20 protein-coding genes are annotated in these 23203 nt (G+C 64.3%); 4 read left to right on the plus strand and 16 right to left on the minus strand.

Features of this window, described 5'->3' with window-relative positions; translation table 11 throughout:
* Nucleotides 1–63 precede the first annotated feature (63 nt).
* Nucleotides 64–1035 (plus strand): Ppx/GppA family phosphatase, encoded by a 972-nt coding sequence (locus tag DTS01S_RS13295; RefSeq protein WP_016447465.1) that lies wholly within the window; start codon nt 64–66, stop codon nt 1033–1035.
* A 109-nt stretch (nt 1036–1144) separates the two neighbouring features.
* Nucleotides 1145–2998, plus strand: a complete 1854-nt coding sequence (locus DTS01S_RS13300; RefSeq protein WP_016447466.1) for an EAL domain-containing protein — start codon at nt 1145–1147, stop codon at nt 2996–2998.
* A gap of 85 nt (nt 2999–3083) precedes the next feature.
* On the opposite strand, the gene glmM is transcribed toward DTS01S_RS13300, so the two are convergent.
* The 4 genes from glmM to DTS01S_RS13320 all read right to left on the minus strand — a co-directional run bounded on the left by glmM (nt 3084) and on the right by DTS01S_RS13320 (nt 8166).
* Nucleotides 3084–4427 carry a phosphoglucosamine mutase gene (glmM, locus tag DTS01S_RS13305; protein ID WP_061287852.1) on the minus strand — a complete coding sequence of 448 codons (1344 nt, stop codon included), beginning with the start codon at nt 4425–4427 and terminating at the stop codon, nt 3084–3086.
* A 16-nt stretch (nt 4428–4443) separates the two neighbouring features.
* Nucleotides 4444–5280, minus strand: a complete 837-nt coding sequence (gene folP, locus DTS01S_RS13310; protein WP_016447468.1) for a dihydropteroate synthase — start codon at nt 5278–5280, stop codon at nt 4444–4446.
* Nucleotides 5281–5418: 138 nt separating this feature from the next.
* Nucleotides 5419–7341 carry an ATP-dependent zinc metalloprotease FtsH gene (gene ftsH, locus DTS01S_RS13315; protein ID WP_016447469.1) on the minus strand — a complete coding sequence of 641 codons (1923 nt, stop codon included), beginning with the start codon at nt 7339–7341 and terminating at the stop codon, nt 5419–5421.
* 171 nt (nt 7342–7512) lie between these two features.
* The gene (locus DTS01S_RS13320) at nt 7513–8166 is read right to left on the minus strand and encodes an RlmE family RNA methyltransferase (RefSeq protein ID WP_026062160.1); all 654 of its coding nucleotides are present in this window, start codon (nt 8164–8166) and stop codon (nt 7513–7515) included.
* Between the two features lie 31 nt (nt 8167–8197).
* Between DTS01S_RS13320 and DTS01S_RS13325 the strand changes: the two genes are divergently transcribed.
* Together DTS01S_RS13325 and DTS01S_RS13330 are read left to right on the plus strand one after the other, a co-directional pair.
* The gene (locus tag DTS01S_RS13325; RefSeq protein ID WP_012206726.1) at nt 8198–8671 is read left to right on the plus strand and encodes a YhbY family RNA-binding protein; all 474 of its coding nucleotides are present in this window, start codon (nt 8198–8200) and stop codon (nt 8669–8671) included.
* A gap of 13 nt (nt 8672–8684) precedes the next feature.
* Nucleotides 8685–9479 (plus strand): hypothetical protein, encoded by a 795-nt coding sequence (locus DTS01S_RS13330; RefSeq protein ID WP_016447471.1) that lies wholly within the window; start codon nt 8685–8687, stop codon nt 9477–9479.
* Between the two features lie 76 nt (nt 9480–9555).
* Here the strand turns inward: DTS01S_RS13330 and DTS01S_RS13335 are convergent, their stop codons facing one another.
* The 12 genes from DTS01S_RS13335 to bamA form a co-directional block, all read right to left on the minus strand.
* On the minus strand, nt 9556–9999 hold the full coding sequence (locus DTS01S_RS13335; protein WP_016447472.1) for a DUF4149 domain-containing protein: 444 nt from the start codon (nt 9997–9999) through the stop codon (nt 9556–9558).
* Nucleotides 10000–10043: 44 nt separating this feature from the next.
* The gene (greA, locus tag DTS01S_RS13340; protein WP_016447473.1) at nt 10044–10520 is read right to left on the minus strand and encodes a transcription elongation factor GreA; all 477 of its coding nucleotides are present in this window, start codon (nt 10518–10520) and stop codon (nt 10044–10046) included.
* Nucleotides 10521–10771: 251 nt separating this feature from the next.
* Entirely contained in the window at nt 10772–14020 is a 3249-nt protein-coding gene (carB, locus tag DTS01S_RS13345; protein ID WP_016447474.1) for a carbamoyl-phosphate synthase large subunit, read from the minus strand.
* Nucleotides 14013–15185 carry a glutamine-hydrolyzing carbamoyl-phosphate synthase small subunit gene (carA, locus tag DTS01S_RS13350; RefSeq protein WP_016447475.1) on the minus strand — a complete coding sequence of 391 codons (1173 nt, stop codon included), beginning with the start codon at nt 15183–15185 and terminating at the stop codon, nt 14013–14015. The genes carB and carA overlap by 8 nt, the downstream gene beginning before the upstream one ends.
* A 174-nt stretch (nt 15186–15359) precedes the next feature.
* Nucleotides 15360–16151, minus strand: a complete 792-nt coding sequence (locus DTS01S_RS13355) for a TrmH family RNA methyltransferase (protein WP_026062159.1) — start codon at nt 16149–16151, stop codon at nt 15360–15362.
* A gap of 64 nt (nt 16152–16215) precedes the next feature.
* Nucleotides 16216–16923 carry a ribonuclease HII gene (gene rnhB, locus DTS01S_RS13360; protein WP_016447477.1) on the minus strand — a complete coding sequence of 236 codons (708 nt, stop codon included), beginning with the start codon at nt 16921–16923 and terminating at the stop codon, nt 16216–16218.
* Nucleotides 16886–18076 (minus strand): lipid-A-disaccharide synthase, encoded by a 1191-nt coding sequence (gene lpxB, locus DTS01S_RS13365; protein ID WP_016447478.1) that lies wholly within the window; start codon nt 18074–18076, stop codon nt 16886–16888. The genes rnhB and lpxB overlap by 38 nt, the downstream gene beginning before the upstream one ends.
* A gap of 21 nt (nt 18077–18097) precedes the next feature.
* Nucleotides 18098–18895, minus strand: coding sequence for an acyl-ACP--UDP-N-acetylglucosamine O-acyltransferase (gene lpxA, locus DTS01S_RS13370; RefSeq protein WP_017404505.1), 798 nt, complete (start codon nt 18893–18895; stop codon nt 18098–18100).
* 7 nt (nt 18896–18902) lie between these two features.
* Entirely contained in the window at nt 18903–19343 is a 441-nt protein-coding gene (gene fabZ / locus DTS01S_RS13375) for a 3-hydroxyacyl-ACP dehydratase FabZ (protein WP_012206736.1), read from the minus strand.
* Entirely contained in the window at nt 19340–20347 is a 1008-nt protein-coding gene (gene lpxD, locus DTS01S_RS13380; protein ID WP_016451336.1) for a UDP-3-O-(3-hydroxymyristoyl)glucosamine N-acyltransferase, read from the minus strand. The genes fabZ and lpxD overlap by 4 nt, the downstream gene beginning before the upstream one ends.
* A gap of 24 nt (nt 20348–20371) precedes the next feature.
* Nucleotides 20372–20881: an OmpH family outer membrane protein gene (locus DTS01S_RS13385; RefSeq protein WP_016447481.1), complete on the minus strand. Its 510-nt coding sequence runs from the start codon at nt 20879–20881 to the stop codon at nt 20372–20374.
* A complete protein-coding gene (gene bamA, locus DTS01S_RS13390) occupies nt 20881–23178 on the minus strand; it encodes an outer membrane protein assembly factor BamA (RefSeq protein WP_016447482.1) in 2298 nt (765 codons plus the stop codon). The genes DTS01S_RS13385 and bamA overlap by 1 nt, the downstream gene beginning before the upstream one ends.
* Between the last annotated feature and the right edge of the window lie 25 nt (nt 23179–23203).

The following is a 23203-nucleotide window of genomic DNA, read 5'->3' on the forward strand; positions in this document are numbered from 1 at the left end:
TCCCCTGGATGCCGTTGGCTGCTGCAAACCTGCCGCAGCCGTGCCGTCGTCCGCCTTTCGCGCATGTCCTCTTCCAATCCCCCCGAAAGCCGCCTGGCCGCCATCGACATTGGCTCCAACAGCTGCCTGCTGGCCATGGCCCGCAGCGACGGCGCAAAGGTACAGCTGCTCAGCCATCGCAAGGAAGCCATACGCCTGGGCAGCGCCCTCGACGCCCAGGGCGCCTTGAGCCTGGAGGCCATGCAGCGCGGCTGGGCCTGCCTGGAGCGCTATGCGCAGGTGCTGGGTGATTTGCCCCGCCACCGCGTACGTGCAGTGGCCACGCAGACGCTGAGAGAGGCATCGAATCGCCAGATCTTCCTGGACGAAGGCCAGCGCATCCTGGGCTGCCCCATCGAGGTCATTGACGGCGAGGAGGAAGCACGCCTGATCTATCGCGGCGTCGCCCAGTTGCTGCCGCCCGGCGCCCAGCGGAGGCTGGTGGTGGACATCGGCGGCCGCTCGACCGAGCTGTGCCTGGGTCAGCAGCGGCAAGTACTGCAGGCACGCTCCTTCGCCTTCGGCAGCGTGACCTGGGCCTTGCGCCACTTCCCCGATGGCGAGCTGTCGGCCCAGGCCCTGTCCCAGGCCGAAGCAGCCGTGGCCGACATCATTGCGCCCGAAGCAGGACTTTTCGCTGCCGGGCAATGGAGCCATGCCTATGGCTCCTCGGGCACGGCCGGTGCCATTGTCAAGGTCCTGGCCCATGCGCCCGGGGGCACGGCCGGCTGGATCACGCGGCAGGGACTGGACTGGCTGCATGCGCAGTTGCTGCGCGCAGGCCATGTCGACCGTGTGAACATGGACGGACTCAAGGAAGAGCTGCGCCCCATGATCGGCGGCGGCATGAGCGTGATGCGGGGCATCTTCTCCAGCCTGGGCATCGAGCGCATGCGCGTCACGCACGGAGCCCTGCGCCATGGCGTGCTCTATGAATTGGCCCACAAGCTCGATGCGCAGGCCAAGGGCCGGCAACGACAGTCCACCGGCACCTGAAAACCAAGGCCCTGCCCTCGCCAGGGAACGACAAAATGCTGTTTTGCGCGCAAGTGCTACACTTTGTAAGTTCCCCCTCATCCCTTTACCACCGCCCTAACGCTTCGCCATGTCCGCGCCGACGATTGCGTACGACCCTGTACTCGAACGTCCGTCTTCGATGATGGCGGCGTCGCTGCAGCGCAGCCTGCGCGAGCAGCAGGCACTGCTCGACAATGCCGGCGTGGGCATCGTCTTCATCCGCCAGCGCGTCATCGTCCGATGCAACCAGTGCTATGCCGACATCTTCGGCTACGCGGGCGAACATGCGCTGGTCGGCATCAACAGCGAGCACCTGCACCCCAGCCGCGACGAGCTGCGCAGCCTGGGGCGCGAGGCCTATCGCACGCTGAGCGCGGGCCTGTCCTTTCGCACGCAGCGCCGCCTGCGCCGCAAGGATGGCAGCCTGTTCTGGGGTGAACTGACGGGCCGGCTCATCAATCCGGGCGATGCACGCGAAGGCTCCATCTGGATCGTCAGCGACATCGACGACCGTCTGCGCGCCCAGCAGGCCCTGAGCCAGGCCCACGAACTGCTGGAGCAGCAGGTGCGCGACCGCACACGCGAACTCAGCGCCACGGTGGAGAACCTGCACCGCGAGATCGCCGACCGCAAGCTGGACCAGGAACGCATCTACTGGATGGCGCACTACGACGCGCTCACCGGCCTGCCCAATCGCACGCTGCTGGCCGAGCGCAGCGCCCGCGCCATCGAGCTGGCCAAGGTCAACGACACGCCACTGGCCGTGATGTTCCTGGACCTGGACCATTTCAAGCATGTCAATGATTCGCTGGGCCATCGCGTGGGCGATGCCCTGCTGGTGGAGATTGCCCGCCGCCTGCGTGCCGTGGTGCGTGACCGCGATACGGTGGCCCGCATCGGCGGCGACGAATTCGTGCTGCTGCTGCCCGGCGCCAATGCCCAGGGTGCGGCCCGCGTGGCAGGCAAGCTGCAGGAGGCGTCGCGCCAGGCCTACCAGATCGACCGCCACGAACTGACCATTGCGCCGTCCATGGGCATCGCGCTGTACCCGCGCGACGGCCACGACATCGACTCGCTGACACAGGCCGCCGACGCGGCCATGTACCACGCCAAGCAGGCCGGCCGCAACACCTACCGCTTCTTCACTCCGCAGATGCAGGCCCAGTCCCTGCGCGCCCTGCAGCTGGAGAACGCCTTGCGGCGGGCGCTGGAACGCAATCAGCTGTATCTGCACTACCAGCCGCAGATCACCCTGAGCACCGGGCGCGTGCGCAGCGTGGAGGCACTGCTGCGATGGGAGCACCCCGAGCTGGGCTCGGTCTCGCCCGCGGAGTTCATCCCCGTCGCCGAGGACAGCGGCCAGATCCTGCAGATCGGCGAATGGGTGCTGCGCAGCGCCATGCAGCAACTGCAGGCCTGGCGCAATGCGGGGCTGCGGGACCTGAAGGTGGCCGTGAACCTGTCGGCCATCCAGTTCCACCAGCAGCAACTGCCCGAAATCATCAACCGCATCCTGCTCGACAGCGACCTGCCAGCCGATTCTCTGGAGCTGGAGCTGACCGAGGGCGTGGCCATCCATGATCCGCGCCAGGCCACGGCCACCATGGACCGGCTGCGCGAGCATGGCGTGCGCCTGGCCATGGATGACTTCGGCACCGGCTATTCATCCCTGAGCCAGCTCAAGCGCTTTCAGATCTACAAACTCAAGATCGACCAGTCCTTCATCCAGGACCTGGACCACGACAGCAATGACCGCGCCATAGTCAGCGCCATCATCCGCATGGCCCAGGCCCTGGGCATGCAGACCACGGCCGAAGGCGTGGAAACGGAGGCACAGCTGGAGTTCCTGCGCGAGCAAGGCTGCGATGAAGCCCAGGGCTACCATTTCAGCCGCCCGCTGCCGCCCCAGGCGCTGGAGGCCTTTCTGCGCAGCCAGGGCTGAACGGCTCACCGCGCCACGGTCTGCAGACGAAAAAGCCGAAGACTGCAGCTTCGGCTTTCCATGGCAGAGAAAGTGCCCCCGCCGCTCAGGGCATGGGTGAATTCTTCGCCACGCTGGCCAGGCGCTCGGCGCAGCGGCTGGCCTGGTCGCCATCGCGTGCCTCCACCATCACGCGCAGCAAAGGCTCGGTGCCGCTGGCGCGGATAAGCACGCGCCCCGTATCGCCCAATTCGGCCTTGACGGCCTCGGTGGCTTCCTCCAGCTGGGTGTTGCGCTTCCAGTCCTGGCCCGGCTGCAGCCGCACGTTGAGCAATACCTGGGGAAACAGCTGGACTGAAGACAGCCACTGCGACAGGCTCTTGCCCGAACGCACGCAGGCCTGCAGCACCTGCAGCGCGCTGACCAGGCCATCGCCCGTGGTGTGCTTGTCCAGCGCCAGCAGATGGCCCGAGCCCTCGCCCCCCAGTGTCCAGCCCTGGCGGTGCAGCTCCTCCAGCACATAGCGGTCGCCGACCTTGGCGCGCACAAAGCCCACCCCCTGGGACTTCAGCGCCACCTCCACGGCCATATTGGTCATCAGTGTGCCCACGGCACCCGGCACGGCCTCGCCACGCGCCAGCCGATCGGCCGCCATCAGGTACAGCAGTTCGTCGCCGTTGTAGAGCCGGCCAGCCGCATCGACCAGCAGCAGCCGGTCGGCATCACCATCCAGCGCCACACCGAAGTCGGCCTTGTTCGCTCGCACGGCCAGCACCAGGGCCTCGGGATGGGTGGCACCCACGCCTTCGTTGATGTTCAGTCCATCGGGCGCACAGCCAATGGCCACCACATCGGCCCCCAGTTCATGGAAGACCTTGGGGGCGATCTGGTAGGCCGCGCCATGGGCTGCATCGACCACGATCTTCACACCCTTGAGCGTGAGCGCATGGTCGAAGGTGCTCTTGCAGAACTCGATGTAGCGCCCTGCCGCGTCTTCAAGGCGCCGGGCCTTTCCCAGAGCGGCAGAGTCGACCCATACGGGATCTTCGGTCAAGGCCTGCTCGACCTCTTCCTCCCAGGCATCGGGCAGCTTGGTGCCCTGTGCGCTGAAGAACTTGATGCCGTTGTCGTAATAAGGGTTGTGGCTGGCGCTGATGACCACGCCCAGGCTGGCGCGCTGGGCGCGCGTCAGATAGGCCACGCCCGGCGTGGGCAAGGGGCCCAGCAGCATCACGTCCACGCCGGCAGAGTTGAACCCGGACTCCAGCGCGCTCTCCAGCATGTAGCCCGAGATCCGCGTGTCCTTGCCGATCAGCACCATGGGACGGACTTCCTTGCGCCGCAGCACACGGCCCACGGCATGCGCCAGACGCAGCGCGAAGTCGGGGGTGATGGGCGAACGGCCCACCAGGCCGCGAATTCCATCGGTACCAAAATATGTGCGTGCCATAGTGCTCCTTTGTTGTTCAGTCGTTGTCGTGCATGGTCTGCCAGACCGTCAATGCCGCCACCGTATCGGCCACGTCGTGCACGCGCACCACGCGCGCGCCACGCTCCACCGCCAGCAGTGCCGCCGCCACGCTGGGCACCATGCGCTGGCCCTGTGGACGGCCACTGACCTGCCCGAGCGAGCCCTTGCGCGACCAGCCGGCCAGCAGCGGGAAGTCTAGGCCCAGCAATTCATGCTGGCGTGCAAGCAGGGAAAAATTCTGTGCCACGCTTTTGCCGAAGCCGATGCCATAGTCCCAGACGATGCGCTCCCGCGCCACGCCCCGGGCCAGCAGGGCATCGCTGTGCAACTGCAGGAAATCGCGCACGGCGGGCACGGCATCGCCTTGCATGGGCGTGGTCTGCATGTCCTGCGGCGTGCCATGCATGTGCATGAGACAGATGCCGCAGCTCGGGTGCGCGGCCACCACCTGCTGCGCGCCCGGCTGGCGCAGCGCCCAGATGTCGTTGACGATGTCGGCCCCCAGATCCAGCACGGCCTGCATGACCTCGGGCTTGTAGGTATCGACGGAGACAGGCACGCCCAATTGCACCGCGCCCTGCACAACAGGCAGCACGCGCCGCAACTCCTCATCCAGCGGAACAGCCGGTGAGCCGGGCCTGGTGGACTCGCCGCCAATATCGAGGATGTGCGCGCCCTCACTGACCAGTTGCTCTGCATGCCGCAAGGCCTGCTCCACCGTGTTGTGCCGCCCGCCGTCGGAAAACGAGTCGGGCGTCACATTGACGATGCCCATGACCAGTGGACGCTGAAGGTCTAGAACAAAGCGCGAAGTCTGCCATTGATGCGGCATGGGATTTCCTGAAGGTAGGCGCCCGCCGGACCGGGTTCATCGCTGGCCGTTGCGGGCAATTGAACACATCCTGCAAGCAAAGCAAAAGGGCCCCTCAGGGCCCTTTGCATGGGATTGACCGATTCTGCGGCAAGCAGCTCAGGCCGTGGTGGGCGCAGGGTCGGCATCCACTGCCGGCGTGCCGCCGGACGAGTTGCCACCGTCGGACGACGGAGGGTTGCGCGGCACCCAGTCCTTGGGAGGACGCGGCTCACGGCCGGCCATGATGTCATCGAGCTGCTCGGCGTCGATGGTTTCCCAGTCGAGCATGGCCTTGGCCATGGCATGCATCTTGTCGGAGTTGTCCTCGATCAGCTTGCGCGCCAGTCCGTACTGCTCGTCGATGATGCGGCGAACCTCCTGGTCCACCTTCTGCATCGTCTGCTCGCTCATGCTGTTGGTCTTGCTCATCGAGCGGCCCAGGAAAGGCTCGCCTTCCTGCTCCGCATAGACCATGGGACCCAGCGCGTCGGTCATGCCGTAGCGGGTGACCATGTCGCGTGCGATCTGCGTGGCCCGCTCGAAGTCGTTGCTCGCGCCCGTGGTCATCTGGTTCATGAACACTTCTTCGGCAATGCGTCCACCGAACAGCATGGCGATCTGGTTGAGCATGAACTCCTTGTCGTAGGAGTAGCGGTCCTTCTCGGGCAGGCTCATGGTCACGCCCAGCGCACGGCCGCGCGGGATGATGGTGACCTTGTGCACGGGATCGCACTTGGGCAGCAGCTTGCCGATCAGTGCGTGGCCTGCCTCGTGGTAGGCCGTGTTGCGGCGCTCTTCCTCGGGCATGACCATGCTCTTGCGCTCGGGGCCCATGATGATCTTGTCCTTGGCCTTCTCGAAGTCCTGCATCTCGACGGTGCGCGCATTGCGGCGCGCGGCCATCAGGGCTGCTTCGTTGCAGAGGTTGGCCAGATCGGCACCCGACATGCCAGGCGTGCCGCGCGCGATCACGCCCGGATTCACGTCCTGGCCGACAGGGATCTTGCGCATGTGCACATTGAGGATCTGCTCGCGGCCACGGATGTCGGGCAGCGTCACATACACCTGACGGTCGAAACGGCCGGGGCGCAGCAGCGCCGCATCCAGGATGTCGGGACGGTTGGTTGCAGCCACGACGATCACGCCGAGGTTGGTCTCGAAGCCGTCCATCTCGACCAGCATCTGGTTCAGGGTCTGTTCACGCTCATCGTTACCACCGCCCAGGCCTGCGCCACGCTGGCGGCCCACGGCATCGATTTCATCGATGAAGATGATGCAGGGTGCATTCTTCTTGGCGTTCTCGAACATGTCGCGCACGCGGGCCGCGCCCACGCCGACGAACATTTCAACGAAGTCGGAGCCCGAGATGCTGAAGAACGGAACCTTGGCTTCACCAGCGATGGACTTGGCCAGCAGCGTCTTGCCGGTACCCGGAGGACCGACCAGCAGCAGGCCGCGCGGAATGCGCCCGCCGAGCTTCTGGAACTTGTTGGGGTCCTTGAGGAAGTCCACGACTTCCTTGACCTCTTCCTTGGCTTCGTCGCAGCCTGCAACGTCGGCAAAGGTCACGGTGTTGTTGTTCTCGTCCAGCATGCGGGCCTTGCTCTTGCCGAAGCTGAAGGCACCGCCCTTGCCGCCGCCCTGCATCTGGCGCATGAAGTACACCCACACGCCGATCAACAGCAGCATGGGCCCCCAGCTCACGAGCAGGGTCATGAGGACCGAGCCTTCTTCGCGGGGCTTGACGTCGAACTTGACGTTGTTGTTGATCAGGTCACCCACGAGCCCGCGATCCAGGTAGGTGGCGGTGGTGCGCACCTTGCGGTCATCGTTGGTCGTGGCCACGATCTCGGTGCCGCCGGGGCTTTCCTGGATGGTGGCGCTCTTGATGCGATTGCTTCGCACCTCTTCCAGGAACTCGGAGTAACCGACATGGGACGCGCCAGCGCCGCCACGGGTGTCAAATTGCTTGAACACCGTAAACAGCACCATGGCGATGACCAGCCAGACGGCAATTTTTGAAAACCACTGATTGTTCAAGCGGGGCTCCAATGGGGGATACAGATAAAACGACTTCCAGCGTGCTCGAAGCGTATTTGCGGTCCATTTTAGGTGTTTCAAGCTGGCTGGTCGCCTATATCCCTCTATAGCAGCCATAGCTTGAATACGGTCTTGACCCGGGTCAGGACAGCGCCGGGCGGCTGCACAGGGCTACTTGAGCCCCATGCCCACCAAAAACGTCTCCGAAGACTTGTCACGCGAGGACTTGGGCTTGATCGGCTTGACCACCTTGAAGGTCTGCCGGAACAGCGCAACCAGGTCATCGTAGGCCCCGCCGTGGAAGAGCTTCACCACCAAGGCGCCTTCAGGTTTCATATGGTGGATGGAAAAATCAACCGCCAGTTCGACCAGCAGCGCAATGCGCGCCGCATCCGTCGTGCCGTTGCCCGACAGGTTGGGAGCCATGTCGGAGACCACCACGTCGGCCTTGCCCCCGCCCAGGGCCTCCTGGAGCTGGGCCAGAACCGGCTCCTCGCGGAAATCGCCCTGGATGTACTGCACGCCCTCAATGGGCTCCATGGGCAGCAGATCCAGCGAGATGATGCGGCCGTTGAGAGCGCCGACGGCCGCCCCGTTGGGCGACAGGCAACGGCGCACATACTGGCTCCAAGCCCCGGGTGCGCAGCCCAGGTCCACCACCGTGGCACCCGGCCGGATGAGCTTGAGCTGCTCGTCGATCTCCTTGAGTTTGTAGGCCGCGCGCGCGCGGTAGCCGTCCTTCTGGGCGGCCTTGACGTAAGGATCGTTGACGTGGCTGTTGAGCCAAGCCTTGTTGACCTTCTTGCTTTTTGTTTGGACTTTCATGCTGGATTCTTTCAGCCTCGATAATACGGCCATGCCCCAAATTCAATTGACTCCCGCCGAGCGCCGGGAACACCGCGCCAACGCACACCACCTGGACCCCGTGGTCCTCATCGGGGGTGACGGCCTGACGGCTGCCGTGCAAAAGGAGGTCAACGCCGGCCTTAACGCACATGGCCTGATCAAGGTCCGTGTCTTCAACGACGACCGCGCCGCACGCGAGCAGATGTATCTGCAGCTGTGCGACGAGCTTGGCGCTGCACCCATTCAGCACATCGGCAAGCTGCTGGTGCTCTGGCGCCCCATGCCGGAAAAGGAAAAAGCCATCGACGAGAACCGCATGCCCGGCCCTCGCGATGTCAAGCTGCTCAAGTTCAGCAAGCGCTCGGGCCAGAAGCCCGAGGTCAAGCAGATCCGCGTGCTGGGCAACCAGCGCCTGACGGCAGGTGGCCAGGTCAAGCGCGCCAAGCCCAAGCAGAAGTCGGTCAAGAAGCGTCAGGCAGACTGAGTCCGCCGCATCCATGACCGTAGCATCCCATGCCGCCAGCGTGGCCCAGGCCGCGCAACCGCCCTCCGCCTCCCCCTCTGCGCAGCAGCGCTTCGTGATCTGCATGAAGTGGGGCAAGAAGTACGGTCCGGAGTATGTCAACAGGCTCTACGCCATGGTGCGTCGGCATCTGAAGGGCGATTTTCGCCTTGTCTGCCTGACCGATGACGGCGTGGGGATTCGCGACGAGGTCGAATGCCTGCCGATTCCTCCGCTGAACCTGCCCGCGGGCATTCCGGAACGCGGCTGGAACAAGCTCGCCACCTTCAGTGCCGACCTGCACGGCCTGCGCGGCACGGCGCTGTTTCTTGACGTGGACGTGGTCATCACCGGGCCGCTGGACGATTTTTTCACCGAGCCCGGCGAGTTCCTGATCATCCACGACTACAAGCGTCCGTGGCGCATCACGGGCAATTCCTCGGTGTACCGCTTCGAGCTGGGTGCCCACCCCGAGGTGCTGGACTACTTCCGCACGCATTTCGAAGAGATACGCCGCAACTTTCGCAATGAGCAGGCCTATCTGTCCGACATGCTGCACAAGCAAGGCAAGCTCAAGTACTGGCCGCAGGCCTGGTGCCCCAGCTTCAAGTACCACTGCATTCCCGCATGGCCGACGAACTACTGGAAGCCGCCCTTCGTGCCGGATGGTGCGCGCGTGGTGATCTTCCACGGCGAATGCAACCCGCCTGACGCGTTGGCCGGCCGGCGCAATCGGCGCTTTCGCTATATCCGGCCTGCCACCTGGGTGGCCGAGCACTGGCACGAGTGAGCAGCTCGACCCACAAAAAACGCCCGCGCTTGCGGGCGTTTTTGTTTGGTATGGTGCCGAACCGGCAGGACCGGGATCAGGCCGTGGCCCGGGTGTTCGCTTGAGACGAACGGCCTATGCGCCACAGCACGACGAGCGCACACAGCCACTGCAGCGCATACATCACCGTGCCCACGCTGTGCCACAGCTTGAGGTTGTCGCGTGCAACGATGCGCGGCGACACGCCGTACTGGACGACAAATGCCAGCAGCATGCCTGCGATCACAAAGCCCAGGCAGGCCTTGGCCCAGGGCTGCAGGACCGACTCCTTGCTGCGCCGGGACAGGACCAGCAGCACGGCCGCGCAGGCGATGGACACCCAGGTCTGCGCGGCAAACAGCTTGGCAGCCATGAAGCCCGCGACAGCCGGCGTGGGCAAGTGGGCGAACAGCATGGGTACGGCCATGAAGCCGATGGCCGACAGGCTGCCCCACCACAGGGCAGCGGCCAGCAGGGGGACGCGCTCGTACAGGTTGCTCATGGGCTTAAGCCTTCCTCAACGATCGAGGCACAGGCACCGACGCATCAGAGGTAGCGCACCGACACCACTTCATAGCGGCGCTCGCCGCCCGGTGCCTGCACGACAGCGGTATCGCCTTCTTCCTTGCCGATCAGCGCGCGTGCGATGGGGCTGGAGACGTTGATCAGGCCCAGCTTGAGATCGGCCTCGTCCTCGCCGACGATCTGGTACTTGACCGTGTCGCCGCTGTCCTCGTCTTCGAGTTCAACCGTTGCACCGAAGACCACGCGGCCGCCGGCATCCACGGCGGAAGGATCGATGATCTGGGCTGCGGACAGCTTGCTCTCTACCTCGGCAATGCGGCCCTCGATGAAGCCTTGGCGGTCCTTGGCGGCCTCGTACTCGGCGTTTTCGCTCAGATCGCCCTGGGCACGGGCCTCGGCGATGGCCTGGATGATGGAAGGACGCTCCACGGTCTTCAGACGGTGCAGCTCGTCCTTGAGTTTCTCGGCTCCGCGCTTGGTGATGGGAATGGTGGCCATTGAAAAGTCTCCATGTGCAGCAAACGCCGCGCGTTGCGCGGCTTCTTTGGCACAGGCGGGCCGGCAGTATGGCGGCAGGGCCTGCGCCCCAAAAGCAAACCGCCGCACGTTGCCGCGCGGCGGTTTCATCAAGTCATGTGGTCCATTATGCCGCGTTTGACCACCAGCTTCGGTGGGAAAACCCGGCGGCACTGTCGGACAGTGCCGCCGGCTGCACCTCGTCAGAAACGAGGGGCGGCAGTGCGGAAGGATCAGGCCGTCTGCAGCTGGGCGTGCAGTTCCTGGACGGAGTGCACATCCATGTTGCCCATGGACTTCATGCCTTCGACGGCGGCTTCGGCACCGAAGATGGTGGTGAAGGTGGTCACGCGCGCCAGCAGGGCGCTGGTGCGGATGGCGCGCGAGTCGGCGATGGCGTTGCGGCGCTCTTCCACCGTGTTGATGACCATGGCGATCTCGCCGTTCTTGATCATGTCCACGATGTGGGGGCGGCCCTCGGTCACCTTGTTGACGAGCTGCACTTCGATACCTGCCTCGGAGATGGCCGCTGCCGTGCCGCGCGTGGCGCACAGCACGAAGCCCATGGCAGCCAGTTCCTTGGCCACGGCCACGGCGCGCGGCTTGTCGGCGTTCTTCACGGTCAGGAAGACCTTGCCCTGGGTGGGCAGTGCCACGCCGGCGCCCAGCTGGCTCTTGACGAAGGCTTCGCCAAAGGTCTTGCCCACGCCCATGACTTCGCCGGTGGACTTCATCTCGGGGCCGAGGATGGTGTCCACGCCCGGGAACTTCACGAACGGGAAGACGGCTTCCTTGACGCTGAAGTACGGCGGCGTGACTTCCTTGGTGATGCCTTGCTGGGCCAGCGTGTCGCCGGCCATGCAGCGCGCAGCCACCTTGGCCAGCTGGATGCCCGTGGCCTTGGAGACGAAGGGCACGGTGCGCGAGGCACGCGGATTGACTTCCAGCACGTAGATCACGTCGCCATCGGCCGTTTCCTTGATGGCGAACTGCACGTTCATCAGGCCGACCACGCTCAGCGCGTTGGCCATGGCAGCCGTCTGGCGCTTGATTTCGGCCACGGTCTCGGGCTTGAGGTAGTAAGGCGGCAGCGAGCAGGCGGAATCGCCCGAATGCACGCCGGCCTGCTCGATGTGCTCCATCACGCCGCCGATGAAGACGGCGCCTTCGCGGTCACGCACGCAGTCGACATCGCACTCGATGGCGTTGGACAGGAAGTGATCCAGCAGCACGGGCGAGTCATTGCTGACCTTGACGGCTTCGCGCATGTAGCGCTCCAGGTCGCGCTGCTCATGCACGATTTCCATGGCACGGCCACCCAGCACATAGCTGGGACGCACGACCAGGGGGTAGCCCAGGCCGGCCGCCTTTTCCAGCGCTTCGGGCTCGGTACGGGCCGTGGCATTGGGCGGCTGGCGCAGGCCCAGTTCATGCAGCAGCTTCTGGAAGCGCTCGCGGTCTTCGGCCGCGTCGATCATGTCGGGCGTGGTGCCGATGATGGGCACGCCTTCCTTTTCCAGGCCCAGGGCGAGCTTCAAGGGCGTCTGGCCACCGTACTGCACGATGACGCCGACCGGCTTCTCGACAGCCACGACTTCGAGCACGTCTTCCAGCGTCAGCGGCTCGAAGTACAGGCGGTCCGAGGTGTCGTAGTCGGTGGACACGGTTTCGGGGTTGCAGTTGACCATGATGGTTTCATAGCCGTCCTCGCGCATGGCGAGCGCGGCATGCACGCAGCAGTAGTCGAACTCGATGCCCTGGCCGATGCGGTTCGGGCCACCGCCCAGCACCATGATCTTTTTCTTGTCCGTCGGCTCGGCTTCGCACTCCTCGTCATAGGTGGAGTACATGTAGGCGGTGTCGGTGGCGAACTCGGCAGCGCAGGTGTCCACGCGCTTGAACACGGGGCGCACGCCCAGTGCCTTGCGCGCCTCGCGCACGGCCTTGTCGGTGCTGTGCAGCAGCTTGGCAAGGCGGCGGTCGGAGAAGCCCTTTTGCTTGAGCGTGCGCAGCGTGGTGGCGTCCAGTGCAGCCAGCGCGGCATCGCCCTTTTCCTCGTAGACCTTGTCCAGTTCGAGTTCGATCTTGACGATCTCTTCGATCTGCACGAGGAACCACTTGTCGATCTTGGTGATGTTGTGCACTTCATCCAGCGTCCAGCCGGCAGCAAAGGCGTCACCCACATACCAGATGCGGTCCGGACCTGGTTCGCCGAGTTCCTTTTCGAGGATCTCGCGGTCCTGGGTCTTTTCGTTCATGCCGTCCACGCCGACTTCCAGGCCGCGCAGCGCCTTCTGGAAAGACTCCTGGAAGGTACGGCCAATGGCCATGACCTCGCCCACGGACTTCATCTGCGTGGTCAGGCGGTTGTCGGCAGCCGGGAACTTCTCGAACGCGAAACGCGGGATCTTGGTGACCACGTAGTCGATCGAGGGCTCGAACGACGCAGGCGTCTTGCCGCCCGTGATGTCGTTCTTGAGTTCGTCCAGCGTGTAGCCCACGGCCAGCTTGGCAGCGACCTTGGCGATGGGGAAGCCCGTGGCCTTGGAGGCCAGCGCCGAGGAGCGCGACACGCGCGGGTTCATCTCGATGACGATCATGCGACCGTCCTTCGGATTCACCGAGAACTGCACGTTGGAGCCACCCGTGTCCACACCGATCTCGCGCAGCACCGCCAGCGAGGCGTTGCGCATGATCTGGTATTCCTTGTCGGTCAGCGTCTGCGCGGGCGCCACGGTGATCGAGTCGCCGGTGTGCACGCCCATGGGGTCCAGGTTCTCGATGGAGCAGATGATGATGCAGTTGTCCGCCTTGTCGCGGACGACTTCCATCTCGTACTCCTTCCAGCCGAGCAGCGATTCCTCGATCAGTAGCTCATTGGTCGGCGACGCTTCCAGGCCGCGCTTGCAGATGGTCTCGAACTCTTCGGGGTTGTAGGCAATGCCGCCGCCCGTGCCGCCCAGCGTGAAGCTGGGGCGGATGACGGTGGGAAAGCCCATTTCCTTTTGCACGGCCCAGGCTTCATCCATCGAATGGGCGATGCCCGAGCGTGCCGAACCCAGGCCGATGCGCGTCATCGCATCCTTGAACTTGAGGCGGTCCTCGGCCTTGTCGATGGCCTCGGGCGTGGCGCCGATCAGCTCGACCTTGTACTTGTGCAGCACGCCGTTGCGCCACAGGTCCAGCGCGCAGTTCAGCGCGGTCTGGCCGCCCATGGTCGGCAGGATGGCGTCGGGACGCTCCTTGGCGATGATCTTCTCGACCGTCTGCCAGGTGATGGGCTCGATGTAGGTGACGTCAGCCGTGGCCGGGTCGGTCATGATCGTGGCAGGGTTGCTGTTGATCAGGATGACCTTGTAGCCCTCTTCGCGCAACGCCTTGCAGGCCTGCACGCCGGAGTAGTCAAACTCGCAGGCCTGGCCGATGACGATGGGACCGGCGCCAATGATCAGAATGCTTTTGAGGTCGGTGCGCTTAGGCATTTTTGTGTTTCTCCATCAGCGCCGTGAAGCGGTCAAACAGGTAGGCGATATCGTGCGGGCCGGGCGAAGCCTCGGGGTGGCCCTGGAAGCAGAACGCAGGCTTGTCCTTGTGCTCAAGGCCTTGCAGCGTGCCGTCGAACAGGCTGATGTGCGTGGCGCGCAGCGTGTCGGGCAGCGATTCCATCTCCACCGCAAACCCGTGGTTCTGGCTGGTGATGCTCACGCGGCCGTTGTCCAGGTCCTTGACGGGGTGGTTGGCGCCGTGGTGGCTGTTGGCCATCTTGAAGGTCTTGGCGCCAGCGGCCAGGGCCATGATCTGATGACCCAGGCAGATGCCGAAGACGGGCTTGCCGGACTCCACCAGTTCCTTGGTCGCGGCAATGGCGTAGTCGCAGGGCTCCGGGTCGCCAGGGCCGTTGGACAGGAAAACGCCGTCGGGGTTGAGTGCCAGCACATCCTTGGCGGGCGTCTTGGCCGGCACCACGGTCAGCTTGCAGCCGCGCTCGGCCAGCATGCGCAGGATGTTGAACTTCACGCCGAAGTCATAGGCCACCACATGGAAACGCGGGGCCTGCTGCTGGCCGTAGCCTTCGCCCAGCTTCCACTCGGTTTCCGTCCATTCGTACTGCTGGGCGGCGCTCACCACCTGGGCCAGATCCAGGCCCTTCATGCTGGGGGCCGCCTTGGCCGCAGCCAGTGCCTCGTCGATGCGCGCCTGGGTCACTTCTTCGCCAGCGGCCAAACCGACGATGGCGCCGTTTTGTGCGCCCTTGTCGCGCAGCAGCCGTGTGAGCTTGCGCGTGTCGATGTTGGCAATCGCCACCGTGCCGCTGCGCGTGAGGTAGTCGGGCAGGGTCTCGGACTTGCGGAAGTTGCTGGCCAGCAGCGGAAGGTTCTTGATGATCAGGCCCGCCGCATGGACCTTGCCAGCCTCGACATCCTCTGCGTTGACGCCGTAGTTGCCGATGTGCGGATACGTGAGCGTCACGATCTGCTGGCAGTAGCTGGGGTCGGTGAGGATTTCCTGGTAGCCGGTGATTGCCGTGTTGAAAACGACTTCACCAACCGTGGTGCCTTGCGCACCGATCGAGTTGCCAACAAAGACCGTGCCGTCTGCGAGCGCCAGGATGGCGGATGGGAATGCTCCCTTGAGAGACAAAAGCACTGGGTTCTCCGGTTCTAATTACGGTTACGCCCAGCGTGCCGCACGGACGGGTCCGTGCGGTTTACAGCTTGTCTGCAGGGGGTGGCGAGGAAGCGTCGCTAGGCGTATTGTGGAATGCTTGAAAGCCGCCCATTATAGGCTGGTCGCGCTTCAGCCTCCTGACAGGAGGCGGGATTACCCTTGACGTGAGCCGGCACTCACGCTGCTTGCGTGCAGGCATATCGCCGCTGCCGCAGCCACGTTCAGAGACTCTTCACCACCCGGCTGGCCGATGCGCACATGCTGCGCCGCCTGCTGCATCAGCGCCTCGCCAACGCCCTGCCCTTCATGGCCCATGGCCCAGGCGCACGGCCAGGGCAGAGCGGCGCTCTGGATCAGTTCACCTTGATGGGAGCTGGTCACGATCAGGGGCAAGCCAAGCGCATTCAGGTCCTCGGGTGATGCCGACTCCACCAGGTGCAGCCCGAAATGCGCGCCCATTCCGGCGCGCAGCACCTTCTGGCTCCACAGCGCAGCCGTGCCCTTCAAGGCCACGATCTGGCCGAAGCCGAAAGCGGCCGCACTGCGAAGAATGGAGCCCACGTTGCCTGCGTCCTGCACACGGTCGAGCACCACGGTGGCCACGCCGGCACGCACGGCCGCCGACGCCTGCCAGTCCATCAGAAAGCCGATGCGCGCCGGAGACTCCAGTCCGCTGACCTCGGCAAACACGGCATCGGACAGCACCACGCACTTGCCTGCGCCCTGCACCCACTCCAGCGGCACCTGAGGCCAGAAGGACTCGGCCACCACGGCCACGGCGGGCTGCATGCCGCGCGCCAGGGCAGCACGGCACAGATGGTCCCCCTCCAGCCAGACACGTCCTTGTTTGCGATAGGCCCCGCTGTCCTGGGCAAGCCTTCGCAAATCCTTGACCAGGGCGTTGTCACGGGACTGGATCGATGTAGCGGCAGGTTGTCGGCTCATGGCAAGGCTTCCGGGCAAAGAGAACAGCGAAGAACAGCGCCACGGGCGCAGAAAGCGAAGGCGCTCAGGCCGACAGCAGCAAGGCCTGCGCGCCCTGCGCCGCAGCGGCCACGCGGGCGGCAGCCAGCGGCTCGGCCCTGCGGGCAATGCTCACGACATGGGCCACGGGCGCGAAGGTTCGTCGGTGCTCCTGGCAGGCGCCATGCAGGCGCAGCGCGGCAAGATGGGCCGCCGTGCCATAGCCCTTGTGGCCGTCGAAGCCGTATTCCGGGTATTGCTCATGCAGGCGCTGGCACCACCGATCCCGCGTGACCTTGGCAAGAATGGAGGCCGCCGAGATGGACTGCACCAGGGCGTCGCCCTTGACGATGGCCTCGGCCTGCACATCCAGCACGGGCAACTGGTTGCCATCCACCAGAACCAGTACCGGCTTCAATCGCAGGCCCAGCACCGCGCGGCGCATGGCCAGCAGCGTGGCCTGCAGGATGTTCAGGCGATCGATCTCTTCGACCGAGGCCTCGGCAATGCTGCAGCACAGCGCCTTGGCACGGATCTCGTCATAGAGTGCCTCGCGGCGCGCAGCCGTGAGCTTCTTGGAATCGTTCAGGCCCTCGATGGGATGGAGATCGTCAAGAATGACAGCGGCGGCCACCACGGGGCCGGCCAACGGGCCGCGGCCCGCTTCGTCCACGCCCGCAACCAACCCCGGCGGATGCCAGGGCAGGCACGCCTGTTCAGGCGGCAGTGGGGGCAATGATTTTCTCGATCGCATGGGCGGCCAGTTCGGCAGTATCGCGCCGCAATTCATGGTGCAGCGCTGTGAAGCGCTGTACCAGCGCTTCGACGGTTGAAGGGGAATGCTCGCAGGCCTGCAGCCATTGCAGCACGGCCGCGCTCAGCGCCTGGGGCGTTGCCGCATCCTGGATCAGCTCGGGCACGACGAAATCGCCGCACAGGATGTTGGGCAGGCCCACCCAGGGCTGCAGTTGCTTGCCACGCATCAGACGCCAGCTCCACGGGTGCATGTTGTAGCCGATCACCATGGGCCGCTTGTACAAGGCGGCTTCCAGCGTGGCCGTGCCGCTGGCTATCAGCGTCACGTCACAGGCTGCCAATGCGTCATGGGACTGGCCGCGCACGATGTGCAGCGACGAAGCCATGCCGGCTTGCGCGGCAATGCGCTGCAGCTCGTCGAATTGCGAAGGCACAGCAGGCACTACTATTTTAATAGCTGGCAGCGCCTTCCGAACCAAAGCTGCCGCCTGAAAGAAGCGGGCAGCCAGGTAACGTATTTCAGAGCGCCGACTGCCGGGCAGCACGGCCAGCACCAGACCATCTTCGGGCAGCCCTAACCGGCGGCGCGCAGCTGCGCGGTCGGGCTGCAGCGGAATCACGCTGGCCAGGGGATGGCCCACGTAGGTCGCGTCTATGCCATGGCGGGCCAGCAACTCGGGCTCAAAGGGGAAGATGCACAGGACATGATCGGCCGCGCGGCGGATCTTGTCGACGCGATCGGCACGCCAGGCCCAGATCGAAGGACAGACGAAATGCACGGTCTTGATGCCCGCAGCACGCAGATCGGTTTCCAGCCCCAGGTTGAAGTCCGGCGCGTCGATGCCGACAAAGACGGCCGGCCGCTGCTGGAGCAGTCGCTGACGCAGCTGGCGTCGGATATTCAGAATCTCGGCCAGCCGGCGAAACACTTCCCAGCTGTATCCATGCACGGCCAAGCGCTCGCTGGACCACCAGGCTTCAAAGCCGCGCTGCTGCATCTGCAGCCCGCCGATGCCAAAGGCCGAGGCCTCTGGCCAGCGGGACTGCAGCCCCCCCAGGAGCAAGGACGCCAGCAGGTCGCCAGAGGTTTCTCCGGCGACCATGGCAATCGATGGACTCAGGCGCGCCGATGGCGCCGCGTTCTCTGTCATGCCGTCCTTTCGCGCGCCAGATCAGCGCGCAATGCCCCGGGTCGAAGCCGCCAGGAAATCCAGCATCAGCGATACATCGGCCGCGGCCTCGGGCAGTTCACCCTCCAGCGAAGCAATGGCTTCTCGCGCAGCTTCAAGGGTCAGTCCCTGGCGGTACAGCAGACGGTGCATCTGCTTGACGGCCTGAATGCGCTGCGGCCCGAAGCCGCGACGGCGCAAGCCTTCGATATTGAAGCCGCGCACGGCCAGCGGATTGCCATCCACCATCATGAAGGGCGGCACATCCTGCGAGATATGACTGGCAAAGCCGGCCATGGCATGGGCACCCACCTTGGTGAACTGGTGCACGCCCGTCAGGCCGCCCAGGATGACATGGTCGCCCACGTGCACGTGGCCGGCCAGGGTAGCGTTGTTGGCCAGGATGGTGTGGCTGCCGACAACGCAGTCATGGGCCACATGCACATAGGCCATGATCCAGTTGTCGTCGCCGATGGCCGTGACGCCCTGGTCCTGCACGGTACCGGTGTTGAAGGTGCAAAACTCCCGCACCGTATTGCGATCGCCGATAACCAGCCGGGTAGGCTCGCCTGCGTACTTCTTGTCCTGGGGCTGCGCGCCCAGGGACGCGAACTGGAAAATCCGGTTGTCGCAGCCAATGCGGGTATGGCCTTCGACAACGCAATGCGCGCCGATGGTGGTGCCGGCGCCGATTTCCACATGCGGTCCGATGACGGCATAGGCGCCGACCGACACCGACGAATCCAGCTGCGCAGCGGAATCTATCAGTGCCGTGGGATGGATGCGTTCAATGCCAGCCATGCGCCCGTCAGCCCACGTTGCGCATGGTGCACATCAGCTCGGCTTCGCAGGCCACTTCGTCTTCGACGCGAGCCACGCCCTTGAACTTCCAGATGCCGCCGCGCACACGGTCGATGGTGATCTCCAGCACCAGTTGGTCGCCCGGCTCCACGGGACGCTTGAAGCGCGCTCCGTCGATGCCCACGAAGTAGTAGATGTTGTTCTCATCCGGAACCTGGCCCATCGCATCGAAGGCCAGAAGGCCGGCCGCCTGCGCCAGCGCCTCCAGGATGAGCACGCCAGGCATGACAGGGCGGCCCGGGAAATGGCCCATGAAATAGGGCTCGTTGAACGTGACGTTCTTGATCGCCTTGATGCGTGTATTGCGCTCAAGCTCCGTGACCTTGTCCACCAGCAGGAAGGGGTAGCGGTGGGGCAGTTGCTTGAGAATTGCGTGAATATCCATCATTGCGTTCCGTTATGGCCTTGATCCGCCGATTGCTGCAGTTGCCGCTCCAGGGCCTTGATGCGATCGCGCATGGAGTGCAGCTGCTTCAGCGTCGCAGCATTTTTTTCCCATTTGGCGTTTTCATCCACGGGAAACATGCCCGTGTAAACACCTGATTGTGTCAGCGAACGGGTCACTACCGTCGCTGCCGAAATATGCACCCGGTCAGCCAGCTGCAGATGGCCCAGCACGATGGCCCCGCCTCCCACGGTGCAATGCGCGCCAATGCGCGCGCTGCCGGCCACCCCCACGCAGCCGGCCATGGCCGTATGCCTGCCGACGTGCACGTTGTGACCGATCTGGATCAGGTTGTCGAGCTTGACCCCATCCTCGATCACCGTGTCGTCCAGCGCACCCCGGTCTATGCAGGTATTGGCGCCGATTTCCACATCGTCGCCAATCCGCACGCCGCCGAGCTGCTCGATCTTCACCCATGCGCCGTTCTCGGGCGCGAACCCAAAGCCGTCCGCCCCCAGCACCACGCCGGAATGCAGCAGACAGCGCGCGCCCACATGGCAGTTCTCGCCAATGGTGACGCGCGACTTGAGCACGGTGTGGGCACCGATGGTGGCACCCTCCTCGACCACGCACAGCGGGCCAATGGTGGCCGATGCATCAACGATGGCGCTCTCGTGCACCACGGCGCTCGGATGGATACCGGCCGGCGCCACGGGCCTGCAGTTTCGCTTCCACCACTGCGTGGCCCTGGCGAAATACGCATACGGATCAGGGACCACGATGCAGGCACCCCGCTGCTGCGCCAGCTCACGCATGGCGGGCGCCACAATAACGCAGGCCGCCTCGGAGGCGGCCAGTTGCTGGCGGTAGCGGGGGTTGCTCAGAAAACTGAGATCCCCGGCCCCGGCAGAGTCCAGCGGTGCGATGCGGGAGATGGACATCTCCCTTTCGCCACCGACCAACTCGCCACCGAGTGCATCGAGGATCTGGCCCAACAATACGCTCACGGCATGCAGCCCTGGACAGCTGGCTTACTTGCCGCCGCCGTTCAGCGCCTTGATCACCTTGTCAGTGATGTCGTACTTGGGGTTGATGTAGACGGCTTCCTGAAGGATGACGTCGTACTTCTCGGATTCGGCCACTTGCTTGACCACCTTGTTGGCGCGTTCCAGCACCTGGGCCAGTTCTTCGTTCTTGCGGGAGTTCAGGTCTTCCTGGAACTCACGGCGCTTGCGCTGGAACTCGCGGTCCTGATCCACCAGCTGGCGCTGGCGCGAGACGCGCTGGCTTTCGGCCATGGTGGGAGCTTCACGCTCGAACTTCTCCGAAGCGCTCTTGAGCGAGTTGCCCTGGTCAATCAGCTCCTTCTCACGCTTGGAGAATTCCTGCTCCAGCTTGGACTGCGCAGCCTTGGCAGTCGATGCTTCACGGAAGATGCGATCCGTATTCACAAAGCCGGCCTTGAACTCCTGGGCGTGCGCGGAAACGGCCATGGCGCCAAGCAGCACAGCCAGGGAAAAATGGCTAGATAGAGATTTCATTAGAAAGAGGTTCCGATTTGGAATTGCAGTCGCTGGATTTTATCCCCGGTCTGCTTGCGGATGGGTTGAGCAAAGGCCAGGCGCAGGGGACCCAGCGGGGAAATCCAGCTGATGCCCAGGCCCGTGGATGCCCGCAGCTCCCCGAGATCGAAGTTCTCGTTGGCTCCGTAGACATTGCCCACATCGAGGAATGTAAAAAGACGCAAAGTCCTGTCATTGCCGGCACCAGGGAACGGAACCATGAACTCGGCGTTCAATGTCACCTTCTTGGAGCCGCCAAGCGCCAGGTTTTCCTTGGTGTCGCGCGGACCCAGCGAGCCCTGCTCGAAGCCACGCACCGAGCCCAGGCCACCCGAGAAGAAGTTCTTGAACAGCGGGAACGGACGGCCATTGAGGCCCTTGCCGTAGCCCAGTTCACCGTTCAGTGCCAGCGTGTACTTCTTGCTCAGCGGGATGTACTGCTGGATCTGGTAGTTGGCTCGCACATACCGGGCCTCGCCACCCACCGACCATTCGGTGTTCAGGCGCTGGTAGAGACCGGAGTTGGGCGCCAGCGCGCTGTCGCGGCTGTCGCGCGACCAGCCCAGGGTCAGCGGTATGCCCGTGTTGGAGTAGCCGTACTTGTCGGCATAGTCCTTGTACGCCTGGGGCAGGTAGGTGCCGGGCTTGATTTCGGAGCGTTCAACGCCGCCGCCGAAGTAAACGGTGTCGATCTCGCTGAAGGGAACGCCAAAGCGGACGCTGCCGCCCGAGGTGACGATCTTGTAGGCCGCATCGTCGTAGTAGGGACGGTCAGTGCGGTAGTACAGGTCGTAGGTGCGCGAGATGCCGGTGTCCGTGAAGTACGGGTCCGTGGTCGACAGCACCATGGTGCGGCGGTACTTGCTGGTGTTCACGTCCACGCCCAGGTAGTTGCCCGAGCCGAACACGTTTTCCTGCTTGATGCCGAAGGACAGCGAAACCTTTTCAGCGCTGGAAAAACCAGCGCCCAGCTGCAGCGAGCCGGTGGGCTTTTCAGCCACCGAGATGACCAGATCCACCTGATCAGGCGAACCCGGCACTTCCTGGGTTTCGACGTTGACTTCGGTGAAGAAGCCCAGACGGTCCACCCGGTCGCGCGACAGGCGAATCTTGTCGCCGTCGTACCAGGAAGCCTCGTACTGGCGGAATTCGCGGCGGATCACTTCGTCGCGCGTGCGGTTGTTGCCGCTGAGATTGATGCGTCGCACATAGGCGCGGCGAGAAGGCTCGGCGTGCAGCACCAGGGCCACCCGGTTGGTCGCACGGTCGATGTCCGGCACGGCCTCGACGCGCGCGAAGGCAAAGCCGAAGTTGCCGAAGTGCTCGGTGAAGGCCTTGGTCGTTGCCGTGACCTGATCGGCGTTGTAGGGCTCGCCGGGCTTGATCTTGACCAGGGACTTGAATTCGTCGTCGCGGTCCAGGTAGTTGCCTTCCAGCTTGACGCCGGAGACCACGAAGCGCTCGCCTTCATGGATGTTCAGGGTCAGCGAGATGGTCTGCTTGTCGGGCGAGATCGCCACCTGGGTGGAGTCCACGCGGAATTCCAGGTAGCCACGCTGCAGGTAGTAGGAGCGCAGCGTTTCCAGGTCGGCGTTGAGCTTGTTGCGCGCATAGCGGTCCGACTTGGTGTACCAGCTCATCCAGTTGCCGGTGTCCTGGTCAAAAAGGTCCTTGAGCGTGGATTCGCTGAAGGCCTTGTTCCCGACGATATGGATCTCGTTGATACGGGCGGGATCACCTTCGGTCACCGTGAAGGTCAGGTTGACGCGGTTGCGCTCGATGGGCGTGACCGTCGTGACGACTTCGGCGCCATACAGGCTGCGGTTGATGTACTGGCGCTTGAGCTCCTGCTCCGCGCGGTCGGCAAGTGCCTTGTCGAACGGACGACCCTCGGCCAGGCCCACATCGCGCATGGCCTTTTGCAGGGTTTCCTTGTCGAATTCCTTGGTGCCGGCGAAGTTCACTTCGGCGATGGTCGGGCGTTCTTCAACGACGACGACGAGCACGTTGCCGTTGGCTTCCAGGCGGATGTCCTTGAACAGGCCCAGTGCGAACAGCGAGCGGATGGCGGCTGCACCCTTGTCGTCGTCATACTGGTCACCCACGCGCAGGGGGATGGAAGCGAAGACCGTGCCCGGCTCCACGCGCTGAAGACCTTCGATGCGGATGTCCTGTACGCGGAAGGGCTCCAGTGCCCAGGCTGCATTGGCAGCCAAAACCATGGCAGCCAGGGTCGATGCAGCGCGCACGCCCAGGCGATTGATACGTTTAGTCATGAATGGATTTGCCGCCGCTGCGGCT

Origin of the sequence: Delftia tsuruhatensis NBRC 16741 (assembly GCF_001571325.1) — a bacterium.
Taxonomy (GTDB): Bacteria; Pseudomonadota; Gammaproteobacteria; order Burkholderiales; family Burkholderiaceae_C; genus Comamonas; species Comamonas tsuruhatensis.

What these genes read in the sequence shown, in the direction of transcription:
- DTS01S_RS13300 (WP_016447466.1), top strand. Translation starts at nt 1,145, where the DNA reads ATGTCCGCGCCGACGATTGCGTACGACCCTGTACTCGAACGTCCGTCT.
- bamA (WP_016447482.1), bottom strand. Translation starts at nt 23,178, where the DNA reads ATGACTAAACGTATCAATCGCCTGGGCGTGCGCGCTGCATCGACCCTG.
- rnhB (WP_016447477.1), bottom strand. Translation starts at nt 16,923, where the DNA reads ATGCGATCGAGAAAATCATTGCCCCCACTGCCGCCTGAACAGGCGTGC.
- DTS01S_RS13330 (WP_016447471.1), top strand. Translation starts at nt 8,685, where the DNA reads ATGACCGTAGCATCCCATGCCGCCAGCGTGGCCCAGGCCGCGCAACCG.
- DTS01S_RS13320 (WP_026062160.1), bottom strand. Translation starts at nt 8,166, where the DNA reads ATGAAAGTCCAAACAAAAAGCAAGAAGGTCAACAAGGCTTGGCTCAAC.
- glmM (WP_061287852.1), bottom strand. Translation starts at nt 4,427, where the DNA reads ATGGCACGCACATATTTTGGTACCGATGGAATTCGCGGCCTGGTGGGC.
- lpxA (WP_017404505.1), bottom strand. Translation starts at nt 18,895, where the DNA reads ATGGCTGGCATTGAACGCATCCATCCCACGGCACTGATAGATTCCGCT.
- DTS01S_RS13355 (WP_026062159.1), bottom strand. Translation starts at nt 16,151, where the DNA reads ATGAGCCGACAACCTGCCGCTACATCGATCCAGTCCCGTGACAACGCC.
- DTS01S_RS13385 (WP_016447481.1), bottom strand. Translation starts at nt 20,881, where the DNA reads ATGAAATCTCTATCTAGCCATTTTTCCCTGGCTGTGCTGCTTGGCGCC.
- greA (WP_016447473.1), bottom strand. Translation starts at nt 10,520, where the DNA reads ATGGCCACCATTCCCATCACCAAGCGCGGAGCCGAGAAACTCAAGGAC.
- lpxB (WP_016447478.1), bottom strand. Translation starts at nt 18,076, where the DNA reads ATGACAGAGAACGCGGCGCCATCGGCGCGCCTGAGTCCATCGATTGCC.
- folP (WP_016447468.1), bottom strand. Translation starts at nt 5,280, where the DNA reads ATGCCGCATCAATGGCAGACTTCGCGCTTTGTTCTAGACCTTCAGCGT.
- DTS01S_RS13295 (WP_016447465.1), top strand. Translation starts at nt 64, where the DNA reads ATGTCCTCTTCCAATCCCCCCGAAAGCCGCCTGGCCGCCATCGACATT.
- DTS01S_RS13335 (WP_016447472.1), bottom strand. Translation starts at nt 9,999, where the DNA reads ATGAGCAACCTGTACGAGCGCGTCCCCCTGCTGGCCGCTGCCCTGTGG.
- carB (WP_016447474.1), bottom strand. Translation starts at nt 14,020, where the DNA reads ATGCCTAAGCGCACCGACCTCAAAAGCATTCTGATCATTGGCGCCGGT.
- DTS01S_RS13325 (WP_012206726.1), top strand. Translation starts at nt 8,198, where the DNA reads ATGCCCCAAATTCAATTGACTCCCGCCGAGCGCCGGGAACACCGCGCC.
- fabZ (WP_012206736.1), bottom strand. Translation starts at nt 19,343, where the DNA reads ATGATGGATATTCACGCAATTCTCAAGCAACTGCCCCACCGCTACCCC.